This is a genomic window from Pseudescherichia vulneris NBRC 102420 (assembly GCF_000759795.1).
Lineage (GTDB): Bacteria > Pseudomonadota > Gammaproteobacteria > Enterobacterales > Enterobacteriaceae > Pseudescherichia > Pseudescherichia vulneris.
In genome coordinates this window covers 1-19,837 of the sequence record NZ_BBMZ01000041.1, presented here as the reverse complement: position 1 = coordinate 19,837, position 19,837 = coordinate 1, and the positions used below count along the sequence as shown (strand labels likewise).

General features: G+C 58.8%; 16 protein-coding genes. 9 read left to right on the top strand and 7 right to left on the bottom strand.

The genetic code is table 11. From position 1 onward, the window contains the following. Positions 1-80: 80 nt before the first annotated feature. Entirely contained in the window at positions 81-1,181 is a 1,101-nt protein-coding gene (gene chaA, locus EV102420_RS20560) for a sodium-potassium/proton antiporter ChaA (RefSeq protein WP_042396112.1), read from the bottom strand. Between the two features lie 275 nt (positions 1,182-1,456). On the opposite strand from chaA, the gene chaB reads away from it, so the two are divergent. Continuing rightward, the gene (gene chaB, locus EV102420_RS20555; RefSeq protein ID WP_042396109.1) at positions 1,457-1,687 is read left to right on the top strand and encodes a putative cation transport regulator ChaB; all 231 of its coding nucleotides are present in this window, start codon (positions 1,457-1,459) and stop codon (positions 1,685-1,687) included. A 195-nt stretch (positions 1,688-1,882) separates the two neighbouring features. Next, positions 1,883-2,578: a gamma-glutamylcyclotransferase gene (locus tag EV102420_RS20550; RefSeq protein WP_042396106.1), complete on the top strand. Its 696-nt coding sequence runs from the start codon at positions 1,883-1,885 to the stop codon at positions 2,576-2,578. 18 nt (positions 2,579-2,596) lie between these two features. Here the strand turns inward: EV102420_RS20550 and EV102420_RS20545 are convergent, their stop codons facing one another. The 3 genes from EV102420_RS20545 to EV102420_RS20535 all read right to left on the bottom strand — a co-directional run bounded on the left by EV102420_RS20545 (position 2,597) and on the right by EV102420_RS20535 (position 5,411). Then, positions 2,597-4,381 carry a methyl-accepting chemotaxis protein gene (locus EV102420_RS20545; protein WP_042396104.1) on the bottom strand — a complete coding sequence of 595 codons (1,785 nt, stop codon included), beginning with the start codon at positions 4,379-4,381 and terminating at the stop codon, positions 2,597-2,599. 106 nt (positions 4,382-4,487) lie between these two features. Beyond that, positions 4,488-4,841, bottom strand: coding sequence for a DsrE/DsrF/TusD sulfur relay family protein (locus EV102420_RS20540; protein WP_042396102.1), 354 nt, complete (start codon positions 4,839-4,841; stop codon positions 4,488-4,490). 18 nt (positions 4,842-4,859) lie between these two features. Continuing rightward, the gene (locus tag EV102420_RS20535) at positions 4,860-5,411 is read right to left on the bottom strand and encodes a YbhB/YbcL family Raf kinase inhibitor-like protein (protein WP_042396115.1); all 552 of its coding nucleotides are present in this window, start codon (positions 5,409-5,411) and stop codon (positions 4,860-4,862) included. A gap of 199 nt (positions 5,412-5,610) precedes the next feature. Between EV102420_RS20535 and EV102420_RS20530 the strand changes: the two genes are divergently transcribed. After that, positions 5,611-6,993 (top strand): YchO/YchP family invasin, encoded by a 1,383-nt coding sequence (locus tag EV102420_RS20530; RefSeq protein WP_042396099.1) that lies wholly within the window; start codon positions 5,611-5,613, stop codon positions 6,991-6,993. On the opposite strand, the gene narL is transcribed toward EV102420_RS20530, so the two are convergent. Both narL and narX read right to left on the bottom strand, forming a co-directional pair. Next, positions 6,994-7,644, bottom strand: coding sequence for a two-component system response regulator NarL (narL, locus tag EV102420_RS20525; protein WP_042396096.1), 651 nt, complete (start codon positions 7,642-7,644; stop codon positions 6,994-6,996). It lies immediately after the preceding gene. Next, on the bottom strand, positions 7,637-9,433 hold the full coding sequence (gene narX, locus EV102420_RS20520) for a nitrate/nitrite two-component system sensor histidine kinase NarX (protein WP_042396093.1): 1,797 nt from the start codon (positions 9,431-9,433) through the stop codon (positions 7,637-7,639). The genes narL and narX overlap by 8 nt, the downstream gene beginning before the upstream one ends. Before the next feature lie 310 nt (positions 9,434-9,743). Here narX and EV102420_RS20515 point away from each other — a divergent pair, with 310 nt between their 5' ends. The 5 genes from EV102420_RS20515 to narI all read left to right on the top strand — a co-directional run bounded on the left by EV102420_RS20515 (position 9,744) and on the right by narI (position 18,182). Next, entirely contained in the window at positions 9,744-11,138 is a 1,395-nt protein-coding gene (locus EV102420_RS20515) for a NarK family nitrate/nitrite MFS transporter (protein ID WP_042396090.1), read from the top strand. Positions 11,139-11,522: 384 nt separating this feature from the next. Beyond that, on the top strand, positions 11,523-15,266 hold the full coding sequence (locus EV102420_RS20510; protein WP_042396087.1) for a nitrate reductase subunit alpha: 3,744 nt from the start codon (positions 11,523-11,525) through the stop codon (positions 15,264-15,266). Next, a complete protein-coding gene (gene narH, locus EV102420_RS20505) occupies positions 15,263-16,798 on the top strand; it encodes a nitrate reductase subunit beta (RefSeq protein ID WP_042396084.1) in 1,536 nt (511 codons plus the stop codon). Before EV102420_RS20510 ends, narH begins: the two co-directional genes overlap by 4 nt. Further along, entirely contained in the window at positions 16,795-17,505 is a 711-nt protein-coding gene (gene narJ / locus EV102420_RS20500) for a nitrate reductase molybdenum cofactor assembly chaperone (RefSeq protein ID WP_042396081.1), read from the top strand. Before narH ends, narJ begins: the two co-directional genes overlap by 4 nt. Continuing rightward, positions 17,505-18,182: a respiratory nitrate reductase subunit gamma gene (gene narI, locus EV102420_RS20495; protein ID WP_021265603.1), complete on the top strand. Its 678-nt coding sequence runs from the start codon at positions 17,505-17,507 to the stop codon at positions 18,180-18,182. Before narJ ends, narI begins: the two co-directional genes overlap by 1 nt. On the opposite strand, the gene EV102420_RS20490 is transcribed toward narI, so the two are convergent. Then, positions 18,179-19,078: a DMT family transporter gene (locus EV102420_RS20490; RefSeq protein WP_021265602.1), complete on the bottom strand. Its 900-nt coding sequence runs from the start codon at positions 19,076-19,078 to the stop codon at positions 18,179-18,181. The two genes, narI and EV102420_RS20490, sit on opposite strands and share 4 nt — an antisense overlap. Before the next feature lie 107 nt (positions 19,079-19,185). On the opposite strand from EV102420_RS20490, the gene EV102420_RS20485 reads away from it, so the two are divergent. Beyond that, positions 19,186-19,629: an Lrp/AsnC family transcriptional regulator gene (locus tag EV102420_RS20485; RefSeq protein WP_042396076.1), complete on the top strand. Its 444-nt coding sequence runs from the start codon at positions 19,186-19,188 to the stop codon at positions 19,627-19,629. Positions 19,630-19,837: the final 208 nt, after the last annotated feature.

Sequence of the window (19,837 nt, the reverse complement as noted above, 5' to 3'; positions counted from 1 at the left end):
CTCTGTTGGCCGGGTCACGCCGGATGGCGTTGCACTTACCCGGCCTACAGTGATCTGCACCTTTGTTGCCGGGCGCCACATCAGGCAAATATCGTCATCAGATAGGCAGCAAACAGCGCCAGGTGCGCCGCACCGTTTAAGACGTTGGTGCGTCCGGTAGAGAATGAGATCTGGCACAGCAGCAGCGAGGCCAGCATCACGATCATCTCTGGTCCACCGAGGGCAAACACCAGATCGTTGCCGGTCGCCCAGGCGATCAGCGTCACCACCGGCACCGTCAAGGAGATGGTCGCCAGCACGGAGCCAAAGAAGAGGTTCATCGCGCGCTGGACCTGATTACTCAGCACCGCCTTCAGCGCACCCAGACCTTCTGGAGAGAGGATCAGCAGCGCAACCAGGAAGCCGGTAAAGGCCACCGGGGCGTTCATCTCCGTCAGCAGCGCCTCCAGCGGACTGGCATTCATCTTCGTGACCGCAATCACCGCCACCAGATGGATAATCAGCCACACCGCGTGCCAGAGGCTACTGTGTGCCGACGGCTTGCCGTGATGCGGATCGCTGTCGTCACCCTCATCCTCATGCTCATAGACAAACAGGCTCTGGTGGGTTTTGGTCTGGATCAGCAGGAAGACGCCGTACATGGCCGCTGAGATCAGCGCGACCAGCAGCGCCTGACCGGTGGTGAAATTCGCCCCCGGCAGTGCCATCGGGAAGACCAGCACAATCACCGCCAGCGGGAAGAGGGCGATCAGATACTGTTTGATACCGAACAGATTCAAATATTGGGTGGCAAACTTCTGCCCGCCCAGCAGCAGCGAGAAGCCTACCAGACCGCCAGTAACAATCATGATGATGGAGTAGAGCGTGTCGCGCATCAGCGTCGGTGCGGCGTCGCCGGTGGCCATCAGGGCAGAAATCAGGCTAACTTCGAGAATAACAACTGAAAGGCTTAAAATCAGCGAGCCGAAGGGCTCTCCGAGGCGGTGTGCCAGCACGTCCGCATGGCGGACAACGCTAAAGGCGCTGCTGAGAATGCCCACTAACGCGAGCAGGTTGATACCGATAACGGCTGGCAGCGACTGGGTGCTTCCCCAGAAAAAAAGTACTGCCAGCGCCACTACCGGGAAAATGAGCGTGGTCTCCTTATGGCGGGTTTTAACCGCCTCATGCGTCGCTGTCATCGTGGCTCTCCATAGTGTGCTGTTGCTGATGAGTATAGTTAAGATTTTTTCAGGCCATTAAAATAGCAGACTGGGGGCGATTTTAAGTCAATTTTTACCTTTTTTTACGGCATTGGCCTTTTTTTAGCGTATGACATGCAGATTACACTGCTTTGTCGAAAATTGTTTTAATAAACAAATTATTAAAAGATAGCATTCGCAGTTTTGTGCCATGGGTGGCGAGGCGAGGCATTGTCATCCACACTTAAGGTTTGATAACCAAAAGGAGATGTCACATGCCCTATAAAGCGAAAGGCGATCTGCCAGACAACGTCAAAAACGTGCTGCCTGCTCACGCTCAGGATATCTACAAAGAGGCATTCAACAGCGCCTGGGATCAGTACAAAGATAAGGACGACCGGCGCGGCGATGACAGCCGGGAAGAGACCGCCCACAAGGTGGCCTGGGCGGCGGTGAAGCATGAGTATGAGAAGGGCGACGACGATAAATGGCACAAAAAGAAATAAGCCGCTGAAATCGCTGTCGTTAACGCTAAACACCTTTTTTTGCGCTGCCGCTTTCGTGCGGCATGGCACGCTGTAGGCTTGCAAGCGGCCCGCGAATTGCATATCGTCTCCACTGGCTGCGCTTTTATTCAGCAGCTAAATGCTCGGAAGGCAACATAACGGTCGCATGGAAGCACGCAGTGGTGGAGGTAGAAGGTGTTAACACGCGACTTTTTAATACAGGCGGACTGCAAAACCGCCTTTGGTGATATCGAGGCGGCGCTGCTCTGGTCCGCCGAACAGCGCGCAGCATCGCTGGCGGCAACCCTTGCCTGTCGGCCCGACAGTGGCCCGGTGTGGATCTTTGGCTACGGATCGCTGATGTGGAACCCGGCGCTGGAGTTTAACGAATCCTGCACCGGCACGCTGGTGGGCTGGCATCGAGCCTTCTGCCTGCGTCTCACCGCCGGTCGCGGCACGGCCTGCCAGCCTGGACGGATGCTTGCCCTAAAAGAGGGCGGACGCACCACCGGCGTCGCCTACCGCCTGCCTGACGAAACCCTGGAGCAGGAGCTGACCCTGCTGTGGAAGCGAGAGATGATCACCGGCTGCTATCTGCCGACCTGGTGCAAGCTTGCCCTCGACGATGGCCGGACGGTAAACGCTCTGGTGTTTATTATGGATCCGCGTCATGCACTCTATGAGTCAGATACCCGCGCCCAGGTCATCGCCCCGCTGATCGCGGCGGCCAGTGGCCCGCTGGGCACCAACGCGCAGTATCTCTTCTCCCTGGAGCAGGAGCTGATAAAGCTCGGCATGCATGACGACTGCCTGAACGATCTGGTCGGGAAGGTAAGAGGACTGCTGGGTGGCGAAGAACCGGGTCCATCATTGCAACCCGGTTTTGCCTGAGAAGAGGCGGGTAGAAAACTAAATGCGGAAATGGCCTGCGGTTTCCGCCAGCTCACCCGCCTGTGACTGAAGCGCCCCGGCGGCAGCGGCAGACTGCACAACCAGCTCGGCGTTCTGCTGTACCATCCGATCGAGATCGATTACTGCGTGATTGATCTCCTGGATGCCTTTCATCTGCTCGCTGGTGGCGACGGTGATCTCGCGCATAATGACCGAGACGCTGTCGATGCTGGAGACGATATCGGTCATGCTCTCGCCAGCTAAACGAACGTAGCGCGACCCGGTGGCTACGCTATCCGTAGTCGACTCGATCAGGGTTTTGATCTCTTTCGCCGCCTGGGCGCTGCGGCTGGCCAGGGTGCGAACCTCACCTGCGACCACGGCGAAACCGCGGCCCTGCTCACCGGCACGGGCGGCCTCTACGGCGGCGTTGAGCGCCAGAATGTTGGTCTGGAACGCAATTCCATCAATCACGCTGGTGATATCGCCGATTTTGGCCGACGCCTCTTCAATGGCCTGCATAGTTGAGATTGCCTGCGACACCACGCTGCCGCCGCGCGACGCCGCTTCAGAGGCGGTATGCGCCTGGCTGTTCGCCTGCGCTGCGGAGTCAGTTGACTGGGCCACCGAGGCGGTGATCTGCTCTACGGCGCTGGCGGTTTCCCGCAGGCTGGAGGCCGCCTGCTCGGTACGACCGGAGAGATCCTGGTTACCGGCGGCAATCTCCTGCGCCGCATGCTGCACCGAGGTGCTGGAGTCCCGCAGCTTCACCATCACCACCGCCAGCTTATCGCTGAAGATGTTAAAGGCGTGGGCAATCTGCGCCACCTCATCATTACCGCTCTCCGGCAGGCGCTGGGAGAGATCGTCCGTGCCGTCGCCGATGGCCAGCATCGCATCGCGGATCATCACCAGCCGTTTTAACATGGTCGTTACCAGCAGCAGCATTACCGCTACGCCAATCAGCACCAGCACGATCAGCGACAGGGCCGACGCCTTCAGCAGGGCACGCATGCCGCTGGTGGCATCGTTGGTGTCAAGGGCGACCACCAGCAGCCAGCTGGTTCCCTTGACCGGTTTCGCTATCAGCGCCTTCTGCGCTCCGTCAAACTCGCCCTCTACTGGACTACCTGCCTGGAGTGCACTGAAATCCGCGCCGGAGATCGCCTCGCCGAACGGCTTCAGGGTCAGATCGGCATTGCTGGCGGCAATGACCGTTCCATCGCTGTTGATCAGCAGACCACTGCTCTGCGGCGTCGGCTGGATGGTGCGCACGTTCGCGACCACGCTGTCCATGGCCACGTCGCCTGCCACTACCGCAGTCAGCGTGCCGTTCTCTTTCACCGGTACGGCAAAGGTTACTACCAGCTTGCCGGAGGCGGCATCGACATAGGGGGCGGTGACGATCGGCGCGTCGGCTTTTGCTGCCTGCTGATACCACGGACGAATGGTCGGATCGTAGTCGGCCGGGATGCCGTTAGAATCAGAGAACTTCGCCGTTTTGCTGGCGTAGCCAGCATAGACGTTGATAAACCCGCCTGCCTGGGCGATCTGAGCGAAGTTAGGAACCGGATCCGCCGTCAGCGCAGCGCTTTGCAGCGAAGCGATCATCGTCATCTTGCTGTTAACCCAGTCGGCAATCGCGCCGCTATGGCTGATGCTGGTGCTGGAGAGGATATCCCGCTGTGACTGCTGGTTATCCTGGCGTGTTACCTGGTAGTTGATCACGGTGTTGATCAGTAAAGCGACAGCCAGACAGCCTGCGGTGGCTGCGGTAATGCGTGCGCGGATCGTCTTGAACATAGTTGTTATACCTGCTGTGTTGTTTAAAAGCCTATCGGCAACGCAGCAGGTAAACTTGATGTCCAGCGAGGAACTATAAGAAAAATATATTTCAGTTACGGGATTATTAGAAAGTTAATACTTTATCTGCCGCCAGCGTCCACTGCGCCAGCTCGACAAGCGTACCAATTTCAACGCCGTCGATCAGCGGCAGCTCGGTGATGCCGCGCCCGTCGGTGCAGGTTTTACACAGCTTCACCGCCACGTTTTGCACCGTCAGGATCTCCAGCATCTGCTGAATATTGTAGCCCTCGGCAGGCTTCTGGCCGCGCAGCCCGGCGGTGACCGCATCGGACATCAGAAACAGGCGCAGGTCCAGCTCCTCGGCCTGCTCGCGCAGGGCAATCGCCAGACGCAGGCTGTTAAACAGGGATTCACTGCCGTAGGCCGCGCCGTTGGCGACAATCACGATCTTTTGCATTTTTCTTCCTTATAAAAGCTACTGCCCGAAGCGGCCAATCAGGCCGGTGGCGGCCAGGGCTTTACCTTTCAGCTTCTCTAACAGCGCTTCGCGGGTCAGACCGGCGGGAAGATCCGGTGCCTGGCTGGTGGCGATAAGCGTAAAGGTATAGTGATGCGCGCCGCTGCCGGCTGGCGGGCAGGGGCCAAACCAGCGATCGGTGCCGGGGCTATTTTTGCCGCCGGTAAACTCTTTGCCATCGCGCAGGGCGTTAGCGGGAAAACCGGTGGCGGACGGAGAGATATTGTACGCTACCAGATGCGTGACGCCGAGACCTTTTGCCCCCTCCGGATCGTGGACAATCAGGGCAAAGCTTTTGGTCTCTGCCGGGGGATTATTCCAGATTAATACCGGAGACTGATTTTCACCGGTGCAGTTAGGGTTATCCTTGGCGTTACCGGCAAACTTTTTATCCAGCATGCCATTATCGGCAAAGGCCGGCGACTGCAGGGTAAACAGCGCGCTGGCCTGCGAGGCCGCGCCGTAAAACATCAGTGAGCTCCACAGAGCCCATTTTAACGTTTTGCTCATAGTGACCATTCGACATACCTTGCAATAAATAGACGCATTAAGAGATAAATTAACTGTAGACCTGACGAGACGGGAGCCGTTAAGGTTTTTCCTGAAATTGTGCTTAAGACTGAAAAACGTCGTAAAAAAAGATAAAATAACGCTTTTACCGTGGGTCTGACCGGAGGCGCAACCGCTGAATTTACGCCCTAACGCGCTGATGAAAACTCGACTTCTTCTACTCTTGCTGCTGGCAGGAGGCGTGACCGATGCTCGCGCCATCTCACAGCAGACGCCGCATAACCCCTTCGACAACGATAGCCTGCCGGATCTGGGGCTGACCTCGACCGGTGACGCCAGCATAAAGAGCGTGGCCGAGGTGGCGAAAGCCTTTGGTGAAGCCAGCCAGACCGATAACGGCCTTACCGCCGGGCAGCAGGCCCGCCAGTTTGCCTTTGGCCAGTTCCGCGACGTCGTCAGCGAGAACGTGAATGAGCGGCTGGAGTCGTGGCTTTCACCCTGGGGTAACGCCAGCGTTAACGTGCTGGTTAACGATGACGGACGCTTTACCGGCAGCCAGGGGAGCTGGTTTATTCCGTGGCAGGATAACAACCGCTATCTGAGCTGGAGCCAGCTGGGGTTAACCCAGCAGGATCAGGGCCTGGTGAGTAATGCCGGTATCGGCCAGCGCTGGGTCGCCGGGCACTGGCTGCTGGGCTACAACACCTTCTACGATAATCTGCTGGATGAGAATTTGCAGCGGGCCGGACTCGGCGCGGAGGCCTGGGGCGAATACCTGCGCTTCTCGGCCAACTATTACCAGCCGCTTTCAAGCTGGGACTACTCCGGGGCTGCGGTTCAGCAGCGGCTGGCGCGAGGCTATGACGTCACCGCCCAGGCGCGTCTGCCGTTCTATGAACATATCAATACCAGCCTGAGTCTTGAGCAGTACTTTGGCGACAATGTCGATCTCTTTGACTCCGGCTCGGGCTACCACAATCCTGTCGCGGTGAACGTTGGCGTGAACTATACCCCGGTGCCGCTGGTTACCGTCACCGCCCAGCATAAGCAGGGCGAGAGCGGAGAGACTCAGAACAACCTTGGCCTGAATCTGAACTATCGCTTCGGCGTGCCGCTTAAAAAGCAGCTTAGCGCCAGCGAGGTAGCCGAGAGTCGCTCCCTGCGGGGCAGCCGCTATGACAGTCCGACGCGCAATAATCTGCCGGTGGTGGAGTATCGTCAGCGGAAAACCCTGTCGGTATTTCTCGCCACGCCGCCGTGGGATCTGAAACCGGGCGAAACGGTACAGATGGTGGTTCAGGTTCGCAGTCGCTACGGCATCCGGTCTGTTACCTGGCAGGGGGATACCCAGGCCCTGAGCCTGACTCCGCCGGTGAACGCCAACAGCAGCGAAGGCTGGAGCATTATTATGCCCGCATGGAACAGTCAGGAGGGGGCGAATAATACGTGGCGTCTGTCGGTAACGGTGGAGGATGAGAAGGGGCAGCGCGTCTCTTCCAATGAGATCGCGCTCACGCTGGCTGAGCCGCTGGTAAGTGCGCAGAACACCGCTCCGCGCTGGCCGCAGCTGCCGGAGGGCTAATTAGAAAATACGCTCCTGGTGCACCCAGACCGCCGCTTCCACGCGGGATTTGAGCTTCATCTTCTTCAGCATATGCTTAACGTGAACCTTCACCGTGCTTTCGGTGATATCCAGACGGCGGGCGATCATCTTGTTAGGCAGCCCCTGGGCAATGAGCTTCAGGATATCGCGCTCGCGCGGCGTTAGCTGGGTCACGTCCCGGTCAGAGGTGGCACGGTTAGCGCGCAGGCTGGCGGCCAGCACCGGCGTCAGCGCTTCGCTCAACACCATTTCACCCGCCGCAGCCTGCTGCAACGCCTTCAGCAGATCTTCGGGCTCCATATCTTTCAGCAGATAGCCGTCCGCGCCGCGCTTCAGGGCGGTGACCACGTCCTCTTCATGGTTCGAGACGCTGAAAACCACCACGCGCCCGGAGAGGGCCTTCTCCCGCAGCTTGTCCAGCGTCTCCAGACCGTTCATGCCGGGCATGTTCAAATCGAGCAGGATCAGATCGGGATCCAGCGACTCCGCCAGCTCAATACCCTGCTCACCGTTGCTGGCTTCGCCGATCACGCGAACGTCGCTCGCCATGCTAATAAGCTGCCGGACGCCGGTACGCAGCATCGGATGATCGTCAATCAGCAGGATCGTCGCGGGTTCCTGATTATTCATGTTTATCTCCTTGTACGGATGAGAGAAGCTTTTCGGGTATAAATGTTACCACCACCTCGGTGCCGCCGGACTCTCGCCGCCGGACCTGACAATCTCCGCGCAGGCTCTGGGCGCGATCGCGCATGATAATTAAGCCATAGTGGTTGGTGCGTTCGGCGTTGTCCGGCACGCCGCAGCCGTTATCGGTAATGCTGACCTTCACCTGCCGCCCCTGCTGCACCGCCGTGACGGTCACCTCGCTGGCTCCCGAGTGCTTCAGGGCGTTGCTCAGCGCTTCGCGGGCAATCTGCAGCAAATGAATGGCTTGATGGGAGGGCACGAAGCGCGGCGGCAGCTGGTAGTCCAGCTTGACCGGGAAACCAAAGTGGGCGCTGTACTCCTGGCAGCTTGCCTCCAGCGCCGGACGCAGGCCCGGCTCGTTGAGCTGCAGGCGGAAGGTGGTCAGCAGCTCGCGAAGCTGGGCCCAGGAGGTATTCAGCTCGTTACGGATCTGCCCCAGCAGCTGCTGGCTGGAGTCGGGCAGGCTTTCGCCCTGCATCTGCAGGCAGCTGACCTGCATCTTCATACAGGAGAGCGACTGAGCGATAGAGTCATGCAGCTCGCGGGCAATGGTGGCGCGCTCCTCCATCACCATCAGCTGCTGCTGGCGCTCCTGATGGCGATCCAGCGCCAGGGTAGCGGTAAGCTGCTCTACCAGAGTATCGACCAGCTGCTGTTGATCGTGGCTCAGATGCCGCCCGGCAGGCAGGGTCGCCAGCAGCAGGCCGTACTGCATATGGTTATCCGCCAGCCGCCACTTCAGCGTCGTGCCGCCGCCACCCGTAGGCAGGATGCCGCGCGGGCAGAGGTGGCAACCGATGTCATCGCAGGTCATATCCGGCTGGCAGGTAAACTCCTGGCGATTATCCTCATCTTCCAGATCGTAGACGCGCAGCTCGATGTCGTGCAGCAGAGTAAGATTTTGCAGGCCGTTAAGCACCGGTGAGAGGCGCTCGCACAGCGGAACCTGCATGTGCAGGCGGCGGTTGGCCTGCCAGAGGAAGGAAAGTATCTCGTTTTTTTGCTCAAGACCGGCGGTCTTCTCTTTTACGCGCTGCTCCAGCACCGCATAGCTCTGGGCCAGCTCGCTGGACATGTTGTTCAGCGCCATGCCGAGCTTGGCCATCTCGTTACGTCCGCTGATGTGCGCCCGCTGGGTAAAATCGCGCTGGCTGACGGCGTGGGCCATGCTCAGCAGCTGCCGCCACGGTTGAAGCAGCCGCGCCCGCAGCCAGATCACAGTAAAGACCAGCAGCAGGGCCATAAATACCGCCATGCCGCGCTGCACCAGCAGAACGCGATCGATCCGCTGCTCGGTGCGGCGATCGAAGCTGCTCACCAGACGATCGAGGCGGTTAACAAAGGTGGCAACTTCGCCTGAAACGGCTGCTGGGTCCCGCGCCTGCACCAGGGCCGGAATAAGGTTGCGCTGCCAGTAACGCTGTAGCCCCTGGAGCTGCGGAAGCTGGCCGTCGCGCAGGGCGGCCTGGGTCAGCTCCGGGCTGAAGGCCGTACGGGTCATCTCGTCGATCAGCGGCTGGTCGGCTTCCGTGAGCGGCATAGCGGCCAGCAGGCGGTAGCTCTGCATACGCAGCGAGCCCGCTTTGTTAATGGCATGAGCGCTACCCTGGACGCCCTGTACCAGCCAGCCAGAGATAGCCATCCCGGTTACGCCAATGGCGGTAGAGAGCAGAACGATCAGCGCCAGTTGGTTAACCAGCGTCAACGGTGAAAAGAGGCGTTTTAGCATATACGGCAAGACTCCTGACCCGGCAGGTCACCGGGGGTGGGGCTATTTTCGGCTATACCCTGGAGTATACCCATACCCCAAAAGAGTTACTCCTTTATTGTCGCACCAGGCACGGGCTGGAGCGAAGCAGGCGCTAAAGGCGTCACCGGCGTGAAAAACCACAGTTTTCTTGGCGGTTTCAGCTGCTCATTTAGGGGTAGTCCAGTTTAAGCGTGGCTTAAATGACATCTTTTCCTTTGATTTATATCAACTTAAGCGCTGGCGTAAACCCTATGGTGGCAGGGGTTAAAATCCCTTATCAGAGGTGTCTATGAGTCACTCTTCAATACCTGAAAGGACCACCGGAGCCGTCATCACCGACTGGCGGCCGGAGGATCCTGCTTTCTGGCAGCAGTGTGGCCAGGGCGTGGCGAGCCGCAATCTGTGGATCTCCGTGCCCTGTTTGCTGCTGGCGTTTTGCGTCTGGATGCTGTTCAGCGCCGTGGCGGTTAATCTTAATAAAGTTGGTTTCAATTTTACGACCGATCAGCTGTTTATGCTGACCGCGCTGCCCTCGGTTTCCGGGGCGCTGCTGCGGGTGCCTTACTCGTTTATGGTGCCTATCTTCGGCGGACGCCGCTGGACGGCGTTCAGTACAGGGATCATGATCGTTCCCTGCGTCTGGCTGGGCATTGCCGTTCAGGATACCAGCACGCCATTTAGCACCTTTATCATCATCTCTCTGCTCTGCGGTTTTGCCGGGGCAAACTTCGCCTCCAGCATGGCCAACATTAGCTTCTTCTTTCCCAAGCAGAAGCAGGGCAGCGCGCTGGGGATTAACGGCGGGCTGGGTAACCTCGGCGTAAGCGTGATGCAGCTGCTGGCTCCGCTGGCGATCACCTTCTCACTGTTTGCCTTTTTTGGCGCGACCGGCGTGCAGCAGGAAGATGGCTCGATGCTCTACCTGGAGAACGCGGCCTGGATCTGGGTGCCTTTCCTGATTGTCTTTACCCTCGCGGCCTGGTTTGGCATGAACGAGCTGGCGACCTCTAAAGCCTCGCTGCGCTCGCAGCTGCCGGTACTTAAGCGAGCGCATCTGTGGATCCTCGGCTTCCTCTATCTGGCAACCTTCGGCTCGTTTATTGGTTTTTCGGCAGGCTTCGCCATGCTGTCCAAAACCCAGTTCCCTGACGTCAACGTTCTGCACTTCGCCTTCTTTGGCCCGCTGGTGGGGGCACTGGCCCGTTCGGCGGGTGGGGCGCTCTCTGACCGCCTCGGCGGCGTTCGTGTCACGCTGGTGAACTTTGTGGCCATGGCGATCTTCAGCGCGCTGCTGTTCCTGACCCTGCCGTCAGCGGGAAGCGAGGGCAACTTTAGCGCCTTCTTCGCCGTCTTCCTGATGCTGTTTCTCACTGCCGGGCTGGGCAGCGGCTCCAGCTTCCAGATGATCTCGGTGATCTTCCGCAAGATGACCATGGAGCGGGTGAAGGCCAAGGGCGGCAGCGAGGAGCAGGCGCTGCGTGAGGCGGCAACTGATACGGCGGCGGCGCTCGGGTTTATCTCGGCCATCGGCGCGATTGGCGGCTTCTTTATTCCGAAAGCGTTTGGTACTTCACTGGCGCTTACCGGCTCCCCGGCCGGGGCCATGAAAGTCTTTCTCGTGTTCTATATTGCCTGCGTGTTTATCACCTGGGCGGTGTACGGACGTAAAGCTAAAACAAAATAAAGCACTGTTGATTATCCTTGCGCGGCGCAATGCCGCGCTTTTTTCACCCTGCTGTAGTTACAACATACTTAAGTCGGTGAACGTGTTCAGCAACCTGGCCCCGAGCAGAGAAGCGGCCTGGCAGAGGATCTACCCCCTAATACCTCTGGTAAAGAAATACCACGGCAAGAAAAATGGATTAACTAATAAAGATCAATAAAATCAGTTAGATAAAAATACGCTTCTCTGCCACTTTGGAGGTAGGTGAAAAATGCAGCGCTTTTGCTATGCCGGCCTGCCTTGATCGCCATCAATTCTCACGTCCTTTCAGCGCGTTAACGTCGCCTCATTCGCAGCAATGTCGCTTTTTCAGAGAGCCAGCAGGCTCCACACAGGAGAAACCCGATGAGTAAATTCCTGGACCGGTTTCGCTACTTCAAACAGAAGGGCGAAACCTTTGCCGATGGGCATGGCCAGATCCATGAAACAAACCGGGACTGGGAGGATGGATACCGCAGCCGCTGGTCGCACGATAAAATTGTGCGCTCTACCCATGGCGTAAACTGCACCGGCTCCTGCAGCTGGAAGATCTACGTTAAAAACGGTCTGGTCACCTGGGAAACCCAGCAGACCGACTACCCGCGTACCCGCCCGGATATGCCTAACCATGAGCCGCGCGGCTGCCCGCGTGGGGCCAGCTACTCCTGGTATCTTTACAGCGCGAACCGCCTCAAATACCCTCTGATGCGCAAACGCCTGATGAAAATGTGGCGTGAGGCGAAAGTTCAGCACAGCGATCCGGTTGCGGCATGGGCTTCTATTATTGAAGATGCCGACAAAGCGAAAAGCTTCAAGCAGGCGCGCGGTCGTGGCGGCTTTGTTCGCTCTTCCTGGCAGGAGGTCAACGAGCTGATCGCCGCCTCTAACGTCTACACCGTGAAAACCTACGGCCCGGACCGCGTGGCGGGCTTCTCGCCGATCCCAGCGATGTCGATGGTCTCCTATGCCTCCGGCGCGCGCTACCTGTCGCTGATCGGCGGCACCTGCCTGAGCTTCTATGACTGGTACTGCGACCTGCCGCCGGCCTCCCCGCAAACTTGGGGTGAGCAGACCGACGTGCCGGAATCCGCTGACTGGTACAACTCCAGCTACATTATCGCCTGGGGCTCTAACGTTCCGCAGACCCGTACCCCGGACGCTCACTTCTTTACCGAAGTTCGCTATAAAGGCACCAAAACCGTCGCCGTTACCCCGGACTATGCCGAGATCGCCAAGCTGTGCGACCTGTGGCTGGCACCGAAGCAGGGCACCGACGCCGCGATGGCCATGGCGATGGGCCATGTTATGCTGCGTGAGTTCCATCTCGACAAGCCGAGCCAGTACTTTACCGACTACGTACGTCGCTATACCGATATGCCGATGCTGGTGATGCTCGAAGAGCGCGACGGCTACTATGCGGCAGGACGCATGCTGCGTGCCGCCGATCTGGTGGACGCCCTCGGTCAGGAGAATAATCCCGAGTGGAAAACCGTGGCCTGCAACGACAGCGGCGAGCTGATTGCACCTAACGGCTCCATCGGTTTCCGCTGGGGCGAAAAAGGGAAGTGGAACCTTGAGCAGCGCGACGGCACCAGTGGGGCAGACGCCGAGCTGCGCCTAAGCCTGCTGGGCGATCACGATGATATCGCTGAGGTGGGCTTCCCGTACTTTGGCAATGAAGGCTCAGAACACTTCAACCGCGTAGAGTTGGAGAATATCCTTCTGCACAAGCTGCCGGTAAAACGCCTGCAGCTGGCGGATGGCAGCACCGCGCTGGTTACCACCGTTTACGATCTGACCATGGCGAACTACGGTCTCGACAGGGGTCTGGGCGATGCCAATGCCGCCGCCAGCTATGACGAAGTAAAAGCGTATACCCCGGCGTGGGCGGAAAAAATCACTGGCGTGCCGCGGGCACACATCATCCGTACCGCCCGTGAGTTTGCTGATAACGCCGATAAGACCCATGGCCGTTCGATGATCATCGTGGGTGCCGGTCTGAACCACTGGTTCCACATGGACATGAACTACCGGGGCCTGATCAACATGCTGGTGTTCTGCGGCTGTGTCGGCCAGAGCGGCGGCGGCTGGGCGCACTACGTGGGCCAGGAGAAACTGCGTCCGCAGACCGGCTGGCAGCCGCTGGCGTTTGCCCTCGACTGGCAGCGTCCGCCTCGCCATATGAACGGCACCTCCTTCTTCTATAACCACTCCGGCCAGTGGCGCTATGAAACCCTGACCGCACAGGAGCTGCTCTCTCCGCTCGCAGATAAGTCCCGCTACAGCGGCCATCTGCTCGACTTTAACGTCCGCGCCGAGCGCATGGGCTGGTTGCCTTCTGCGCCACAGCTGGGCACCAACCCGCTGCGCATCGCTGCGGACGCTGAAAAAGCGGGCATGTCGGCGGTGGATTACACCGTTAAGGCGCTGAAAGAGGGCTCTATCCGCTTTGCGGCCGAGCAGCCTGAGAACGGCAAAAACCATCCGCGCAACCTCTTCATCTGGCGCTCTAACCTGCTTGGCTCCTCCGGGAAAGGCCATGAGTACATGCTGAAGTATCTGCTGGGTACCGAAAACGGCATTCAGGGTAAAGATCTGGGCGAGCAGGGCGGCGTGAAGCCGGAAGAGGTGGAGTGGCATGATAACGGCCTCGACGGCAAGCTGGATCTGGTGGTGACCCTCGACTTCCGCCTGTCGAGCACCTGCCTCTACTCCGATATCGTGCTGCCGACCGCGACCTGGTATGAGAAAGACGATATGAATACCTCGGATATGCATCCGTTTATTCATCCGCTCTCTGCCGCCGTCGATCCGGCCTGGGAGTCGAAAAGCGACTGGGAGATCTACAAAGGCATCGCCAAGAAATTCTCTGAGGTGTGCGTCGGCCATCTGGGCGTTGAAACTGACGTGGTCACTCTGCCTATCCAGCACGACTCCGCCGCCGAGCTGGCGCAGCCGCTGGACGTTAAGGATTGGAAAAAGGGCGAGTGCGACCTGATCCCCGGCAAAACCGCGCCGCATATCATTCCGGTTGAGCGCGACTATCCGGCGACCTACGAGCGCTTTACCTCCATTGGTCCGCTGCTGGATAAAGTGGGCAACGGCGGCAAGGGCATCGCGTGGAACACCGAAAGCGAGATGGATCTGCTGCGCAAGCTGAACTACACCAAGGCGGAAGGCCCGGCGAAAGGCCAGCCGATGCTTAACACCGCCATCGATGCGGCGGAGATGATCCTGACCCTCGCGCCAGAGACCAACGGTCACGTGGCGGTTAAAGCCTGGGCGGCGCTGAGCGAGTTTACCGGCCGCGACCATACCCATCTGGCGACCAATAAAGAGGAGGAGAAGATCCGCTTCCGGGATATTCAGGCCCAGCCGCGCAAAATTATCTCCAGCCCGACCTGGTCCGGCCTTGAAGATGAGCATGTCTCCTACAACGCAGGCTACACCAACGTGCACGAGCTGATCCCATGGCGCACGCTCTCCGGTCGCCAGCAGCTGTACCAGGATCACCCGTGGATGCGCGATTTCGGCGAGAGCCTGCTGGTCTATCGTCCGCCGATTGATACCCGTTCGGTGAAAGCGGTGATGGGCGAGAAGTCCAACGGCAATCCAGAGAAGGCGCTGAACTTCATTACCCCGCACCAGAAGTGGGGGATCCACTCGACCTACAGCGACAACCTGCTGATGCTGACCCTGTCACGCGGCGGCCCGATCGTCTGGATGAGCGAGGTGGATGCCAAAGAGCTGGGCATTGAGGATAACGACTGGATCGAAGCCTTCAACAGCAACGGCGCGCTTACCGCCCGTGCGGTAGTGAGCCAGCGCGTGCCAGCCGGGATGACCATGATGTACCACGCCCAGGAGCGTATCGTGAATATTCCTGGGTCGGAGATCACCGGCCAGCGCGGCGGGATCCACAACTCGGTCACCCGTATCAGCCCGAAACCGACCCACATGATTGGCGGCTATGCCCAGCTGGCGTACGGCTTTAACTACTACGGCACGGTCGGTTCCAACCGCGATGAGTTTGTGGTGGTCCGTAAGATGAAGAACATTAACTGGTTAGATGGCGAAAACAACGACCAGGTACAGGAGAGCGCAAAATGAAAATTCGTTCACAGGTAGGCATGGTGCTGAACCTTGACAAGTGCATCGGCTGCCATACCTGCTCGGTCACCTGTAAAAATGTCTGGACCAGCCGGGAAGGGATGGAGTACGCCTGGTTCAACAACGTTGAGAGCAAGCCTGGCGTAGGTTTCCCGGACGACTGGGAGAATCAGGAGAAGTGGAAGGGCGGCTGGATCCGCAAAGTGAACGGCAAGCTGCAGCCGCGCATGGGGAACCGTGCCACGCTGCTGGGTAAAATCTTCGCCAACCCGCATCTGCCGGGCATCGATGACTACTACGAGCCGTTCGACTACGACTACCAGCATCTGCACACCGCGCCAGAGGGCAAGCACCAGCCCATCGCCCGCCCACGGTCGAAAATCAGCGGTCAACGGATGGATAAGATCGTCAGCGGCCCGAACTGGGAAGAGATCCTCGGCGGCGAATTTGAGAAGCGCAGCCAGGATCAGAACTTCGAGAACATGCAGAAGGCGATGTACGGGCAGTTTGAAAACACCTTTATGATGTACCTGCCGCGCCTGTGCGAGCACTGCCTGAACCCGGCCTGCGTCGCGACCTGCCCGAGCGGGGCGATCTACAAGCGTGAAGAGGATGGCATTGTGCTGATCGATCAGGACAAGTGCCGCGGCTGGCGGATGTGCGTCACCGGCTGCCCCTACAAAAAGATCTACTTCAACTGGAAGAGCGGTAAATCCGAGAAGTGCATCTTCTGTTACCCGCGTATTGAGGCGGGGATGCCGACCGTCTGCTCCGAGACCTGCGTGGGCCGTATCCGTTACCTGGGCGTGCTGCTGTATGACGCGGACGCCATTGAAAACGCGGCGGCAGTTGAGAACGAGAAAGATCTCTACCAGCGTCAGCTGGACGTCTTCCTCGACCCGAACGATCCGGCGGTTATCGAGCAGGCGCTGAAGGACGGCGTGCCGCAGAGCGTGATTGACGCCGCGCAGAAATCACCTGTCTGGAAACTGGCGATGGACTGGAAGCTGGCCCTGCCGCTGCACCCGGAGTATCGCACGCTACCGATGGTCTGGTACGTGCCGCCGCTGTCACCGATCCAGTCGGCGGCCGATGCGGGCGAGCTGGGCAGCAACGGCATCCTGCCGGACGTCGAGAGCCTGCGTATCCCGGTACAGTATCTCGCTAACCTGCTGACGGCGGGCGATACCCAGCCGGTGCTGCTGGCACTGAAACGCATGCTGGCGATGCGTCACTACAAGCGTGCCGAGACCGTGGATAACGTTAACGATATTCGCGCCCTGGAAGAGGTGGGCTTAAGCGAAGCTCAGGCGCAGGAGATGTATCGTTACCTGGCGATTGCCAACTACGAAGACCGTTTCGTTATTCCTACCAGCCATCGCGAGCTGGCCCGGGATGCATTCCCGGAACGTAACGGCTGCGGCTTTAGCTTCGGCGACGGCTGCCACGGCAGCGACACTAAGTTCAACCTGTTTAACAGCCGCCGTATTGATGCCGTTGATGTGACCAAGAAAACGGAGCCACGCCCATGATTGAACTCGTCGTGATTTCCCGTCTTCTGGAGTATCCGGATGCTGCCCTGTGGCAGCATCAGCAGGAGCTGTTCGATGCCCTGGCAGAGAGCGAGCACCTGTCACTTAAGGATGCCCATCAGCTGGTGGTCTTTATTCGTGACCTGATGAGTCAGGATCTGCTCGATGCGCAGGCGGCCTACAGCGAGCTATTCGATCGCGGTCGCGCCACCTCGCTGCTGCTGTTTGAGCATGTACATGGCGAATCTCGCGATCGCGGCCAGGCGATGGTGGATCTGCTGGCGCAGTATGAGCGCCAGGGCCTGGTTATCGACCGCCGTGAGCTGCCGGATCATCTCCCGCTCTATCTGGAGTATCTGGCGCAGCTGCCGGTGAGCGACGCGCTGGAGGGGCTGGAGGATATCGCCCCGATTCTGGCCCTGCTTAACGCCCGTCTGCAACAGCGCGAGAGCCGCTATGCCAGCCTGTTTGAGCTGCTGCTGCGGCTAGCCAAAACCGACGTCGATCGGCAGAAGGTCGGCGAGAAAATTGCCGGTGAAGCCCGAGATGATACTCCCCAGGCGCTGGATGCCGTCTGGGAAGAGGAGCAGGTGAAGTTCTTTGCCGACCAGGGCTGCGGTGAGTCCGAGATCGCTTCCCATCAGCGCCGGTTTGCCGGGGCGGTGGCGCCGCAATATTTGAATATCTCAACCGGAGGACAGCAATAATGCAGTTCCTTAATATGTTCTTCTATGACATCTATCCCTATATTGCCGGTACGGTATTTCTTGTCGGCAGCTGGCTACGCTATGACTACGGGCAGTATACCTGGCGGGCAGGCTCCAGCCAGATGCTGGATCGTAAAGGGATGAACCTGGCCTCGAATCTGTTCCACGTCGGGATTATCGGGATCTTTGCCGGTCACCTGGTGGGGATGCTCACGCCGCACTGGATGTATGAATCCTTTCTGCCGATTGACGTCAAACAGAAGCTGGCCATGATCGCCGGGGGGGTGTTTGGCATCATGACGCTGGTGGGCGGCCTGCTGCTGCTTAAGCGCCGTCTGTTCAGCCCGCGCGTGCGCGCCACCACCACCACGGCAGATATTCTGATCCTGACCCTGCTGATGGTACAGTGCACGCTGGGCCTGCTGACGATCCCGTTCTCAGCGCAGCATATGGACGGGAGCGAAATGATGAAGCTGGTGGGCTGGGCGCAGTCAATTGTGACCTTCCACGGCGGCGCATCGGCAAATCTTGATGGCGTGGCGTTCATTTTCCGCGTGCATCTGGTGCTGGGGATGACGCTGTTCCTGCTCTTCCCGTTCTCACGGCTGGTGCATGTCTGGAGCGCGCCGGTGGAGTACATGACGCGCAAATACCAGGTCGTACGCGCCCGTCGCTAATTCGCTTCCTGTTTCGTACAAACCTCGCTACGGCGAGGTTTTTTTTCGCCCCAGCCAAGATTGTTTCCTGCCGCTGCGAGAAGGATCAGCACCCCGCCCGCCAGCTGAGTGATGCTGAGCGTGTGGCCAAAGACCAGATTATCTACCACGATCGCCACCACCGGATAGATAAACGACAGCGATCCAATAATTGGGGTGGGGAGTTTCTGAATCGCGCTATAGAGCAGCTGGTACATGACGCCGGTGTGAACGATGCCAAGAGTCAACAGGATCCCCCAGGGGAACTCGCGGGAGAAGACCGGCATGTGCGCCAGCGGCAGCAGCATCACTACGCCCGTAATCACCTGAATAAAAGCGATATGCTGCGGCGGAATCGGGCGCAGCTTGCGTGTGATCATTGCCGTGAGGGCATAGAAGAAGGCTGCACCCAGCGCCAGCACGATACCCATCAGCCAGCCAGCGGCATGACCCTGCATGAGCTCGCTGGAGAGCAGGACCACTACGCCGACGAAGGCGAGTACCAGCCATCCCCATTTTACCAGGCTGACCCGCTCCCCAAACAGCACGCCCATTAGGACCAGCATAAAGGGCTGCGTGTTGTAGACCACGGTCGCGAGGCCAATTGATACGCGCTCGTAGGCGGCGAACAGCAGCAGCCAGTTAATCACCAGCGCCACGCCGCCAAGGATAGCAAGGGTTAGGGTCATTCGCGTTAAACGGCTGAAAGGCTGTTTACTGAGGCGGATAAAGAGATAGAGCGCAACAGCGCCGATCGCACAGCGCCAGAAAACGACTTCCGTTACCGGCAGGCCGGAGAGTAAAACAAAAGCACCGATGGAGCCGGAAATGAGCATTGCCAGGCTCATTTGCCAGACGCCTTTTTGTATATCGTGCATATCGACCTCCTCATTTTGATACCCTATTATCAGAAAACAAAGAGCGTTTTGATATAATCTTTATAAGGTGATTGACGCCTTTAATATTTATAAATTAGGTAAAAGTTATGGATTACCTTATCGATGAGATAGACCGCCAGATCGTAGGCTGTCTGGCAGAAGATGCGCGCATGTCGCTGAAGGTGTTAAGCGCCCGGGTTGGGTTGACCTCTCCCAGCACGGCGGAGAGAGTCAAGCGTCTTGAAGAGCGTGGCGTGATTCAGGGATACGGGGCGCACGTTAACCTTGCCGCGTTGGGCTATACGCTACAGGCGCTGGTCCGTGTCCGACCAATGCCAGGCATGCTGCATAAGGTGGATAAAATGATCCAGGCGATCCCGGAGTGTATTGAGTGCGATAAGGTGACCGGAGAGGATTGTTTCGTCATGCGTCTGGTAGTGCGCTCGATAGAGCAGCTGGATGAGCTGCTGGACGGACTGGCAGAGTATGCCCAAAGCAACACCGCGATTGTCAAAAGCTCGCCGGTAAAGCGCCGTCTGCCACCGATATGATGTTGGGGGCAACGCCGGGTGGCCGCATCCACAGGGTGCTCCGATCGCGTAGCCCCGGTAAGGGCAGCGCCACCGGGGAGAACATTCATGCAGCGGAGTACAATGCCGGGTGGCGGCTTCGCCTGACCCGGCCTACGTTGCCGTATCTACAGGGTGCCCCGATCGCGTAGCCCCGGTAAGCGCAGCGCCACCGGGGAGATCGGTGCAG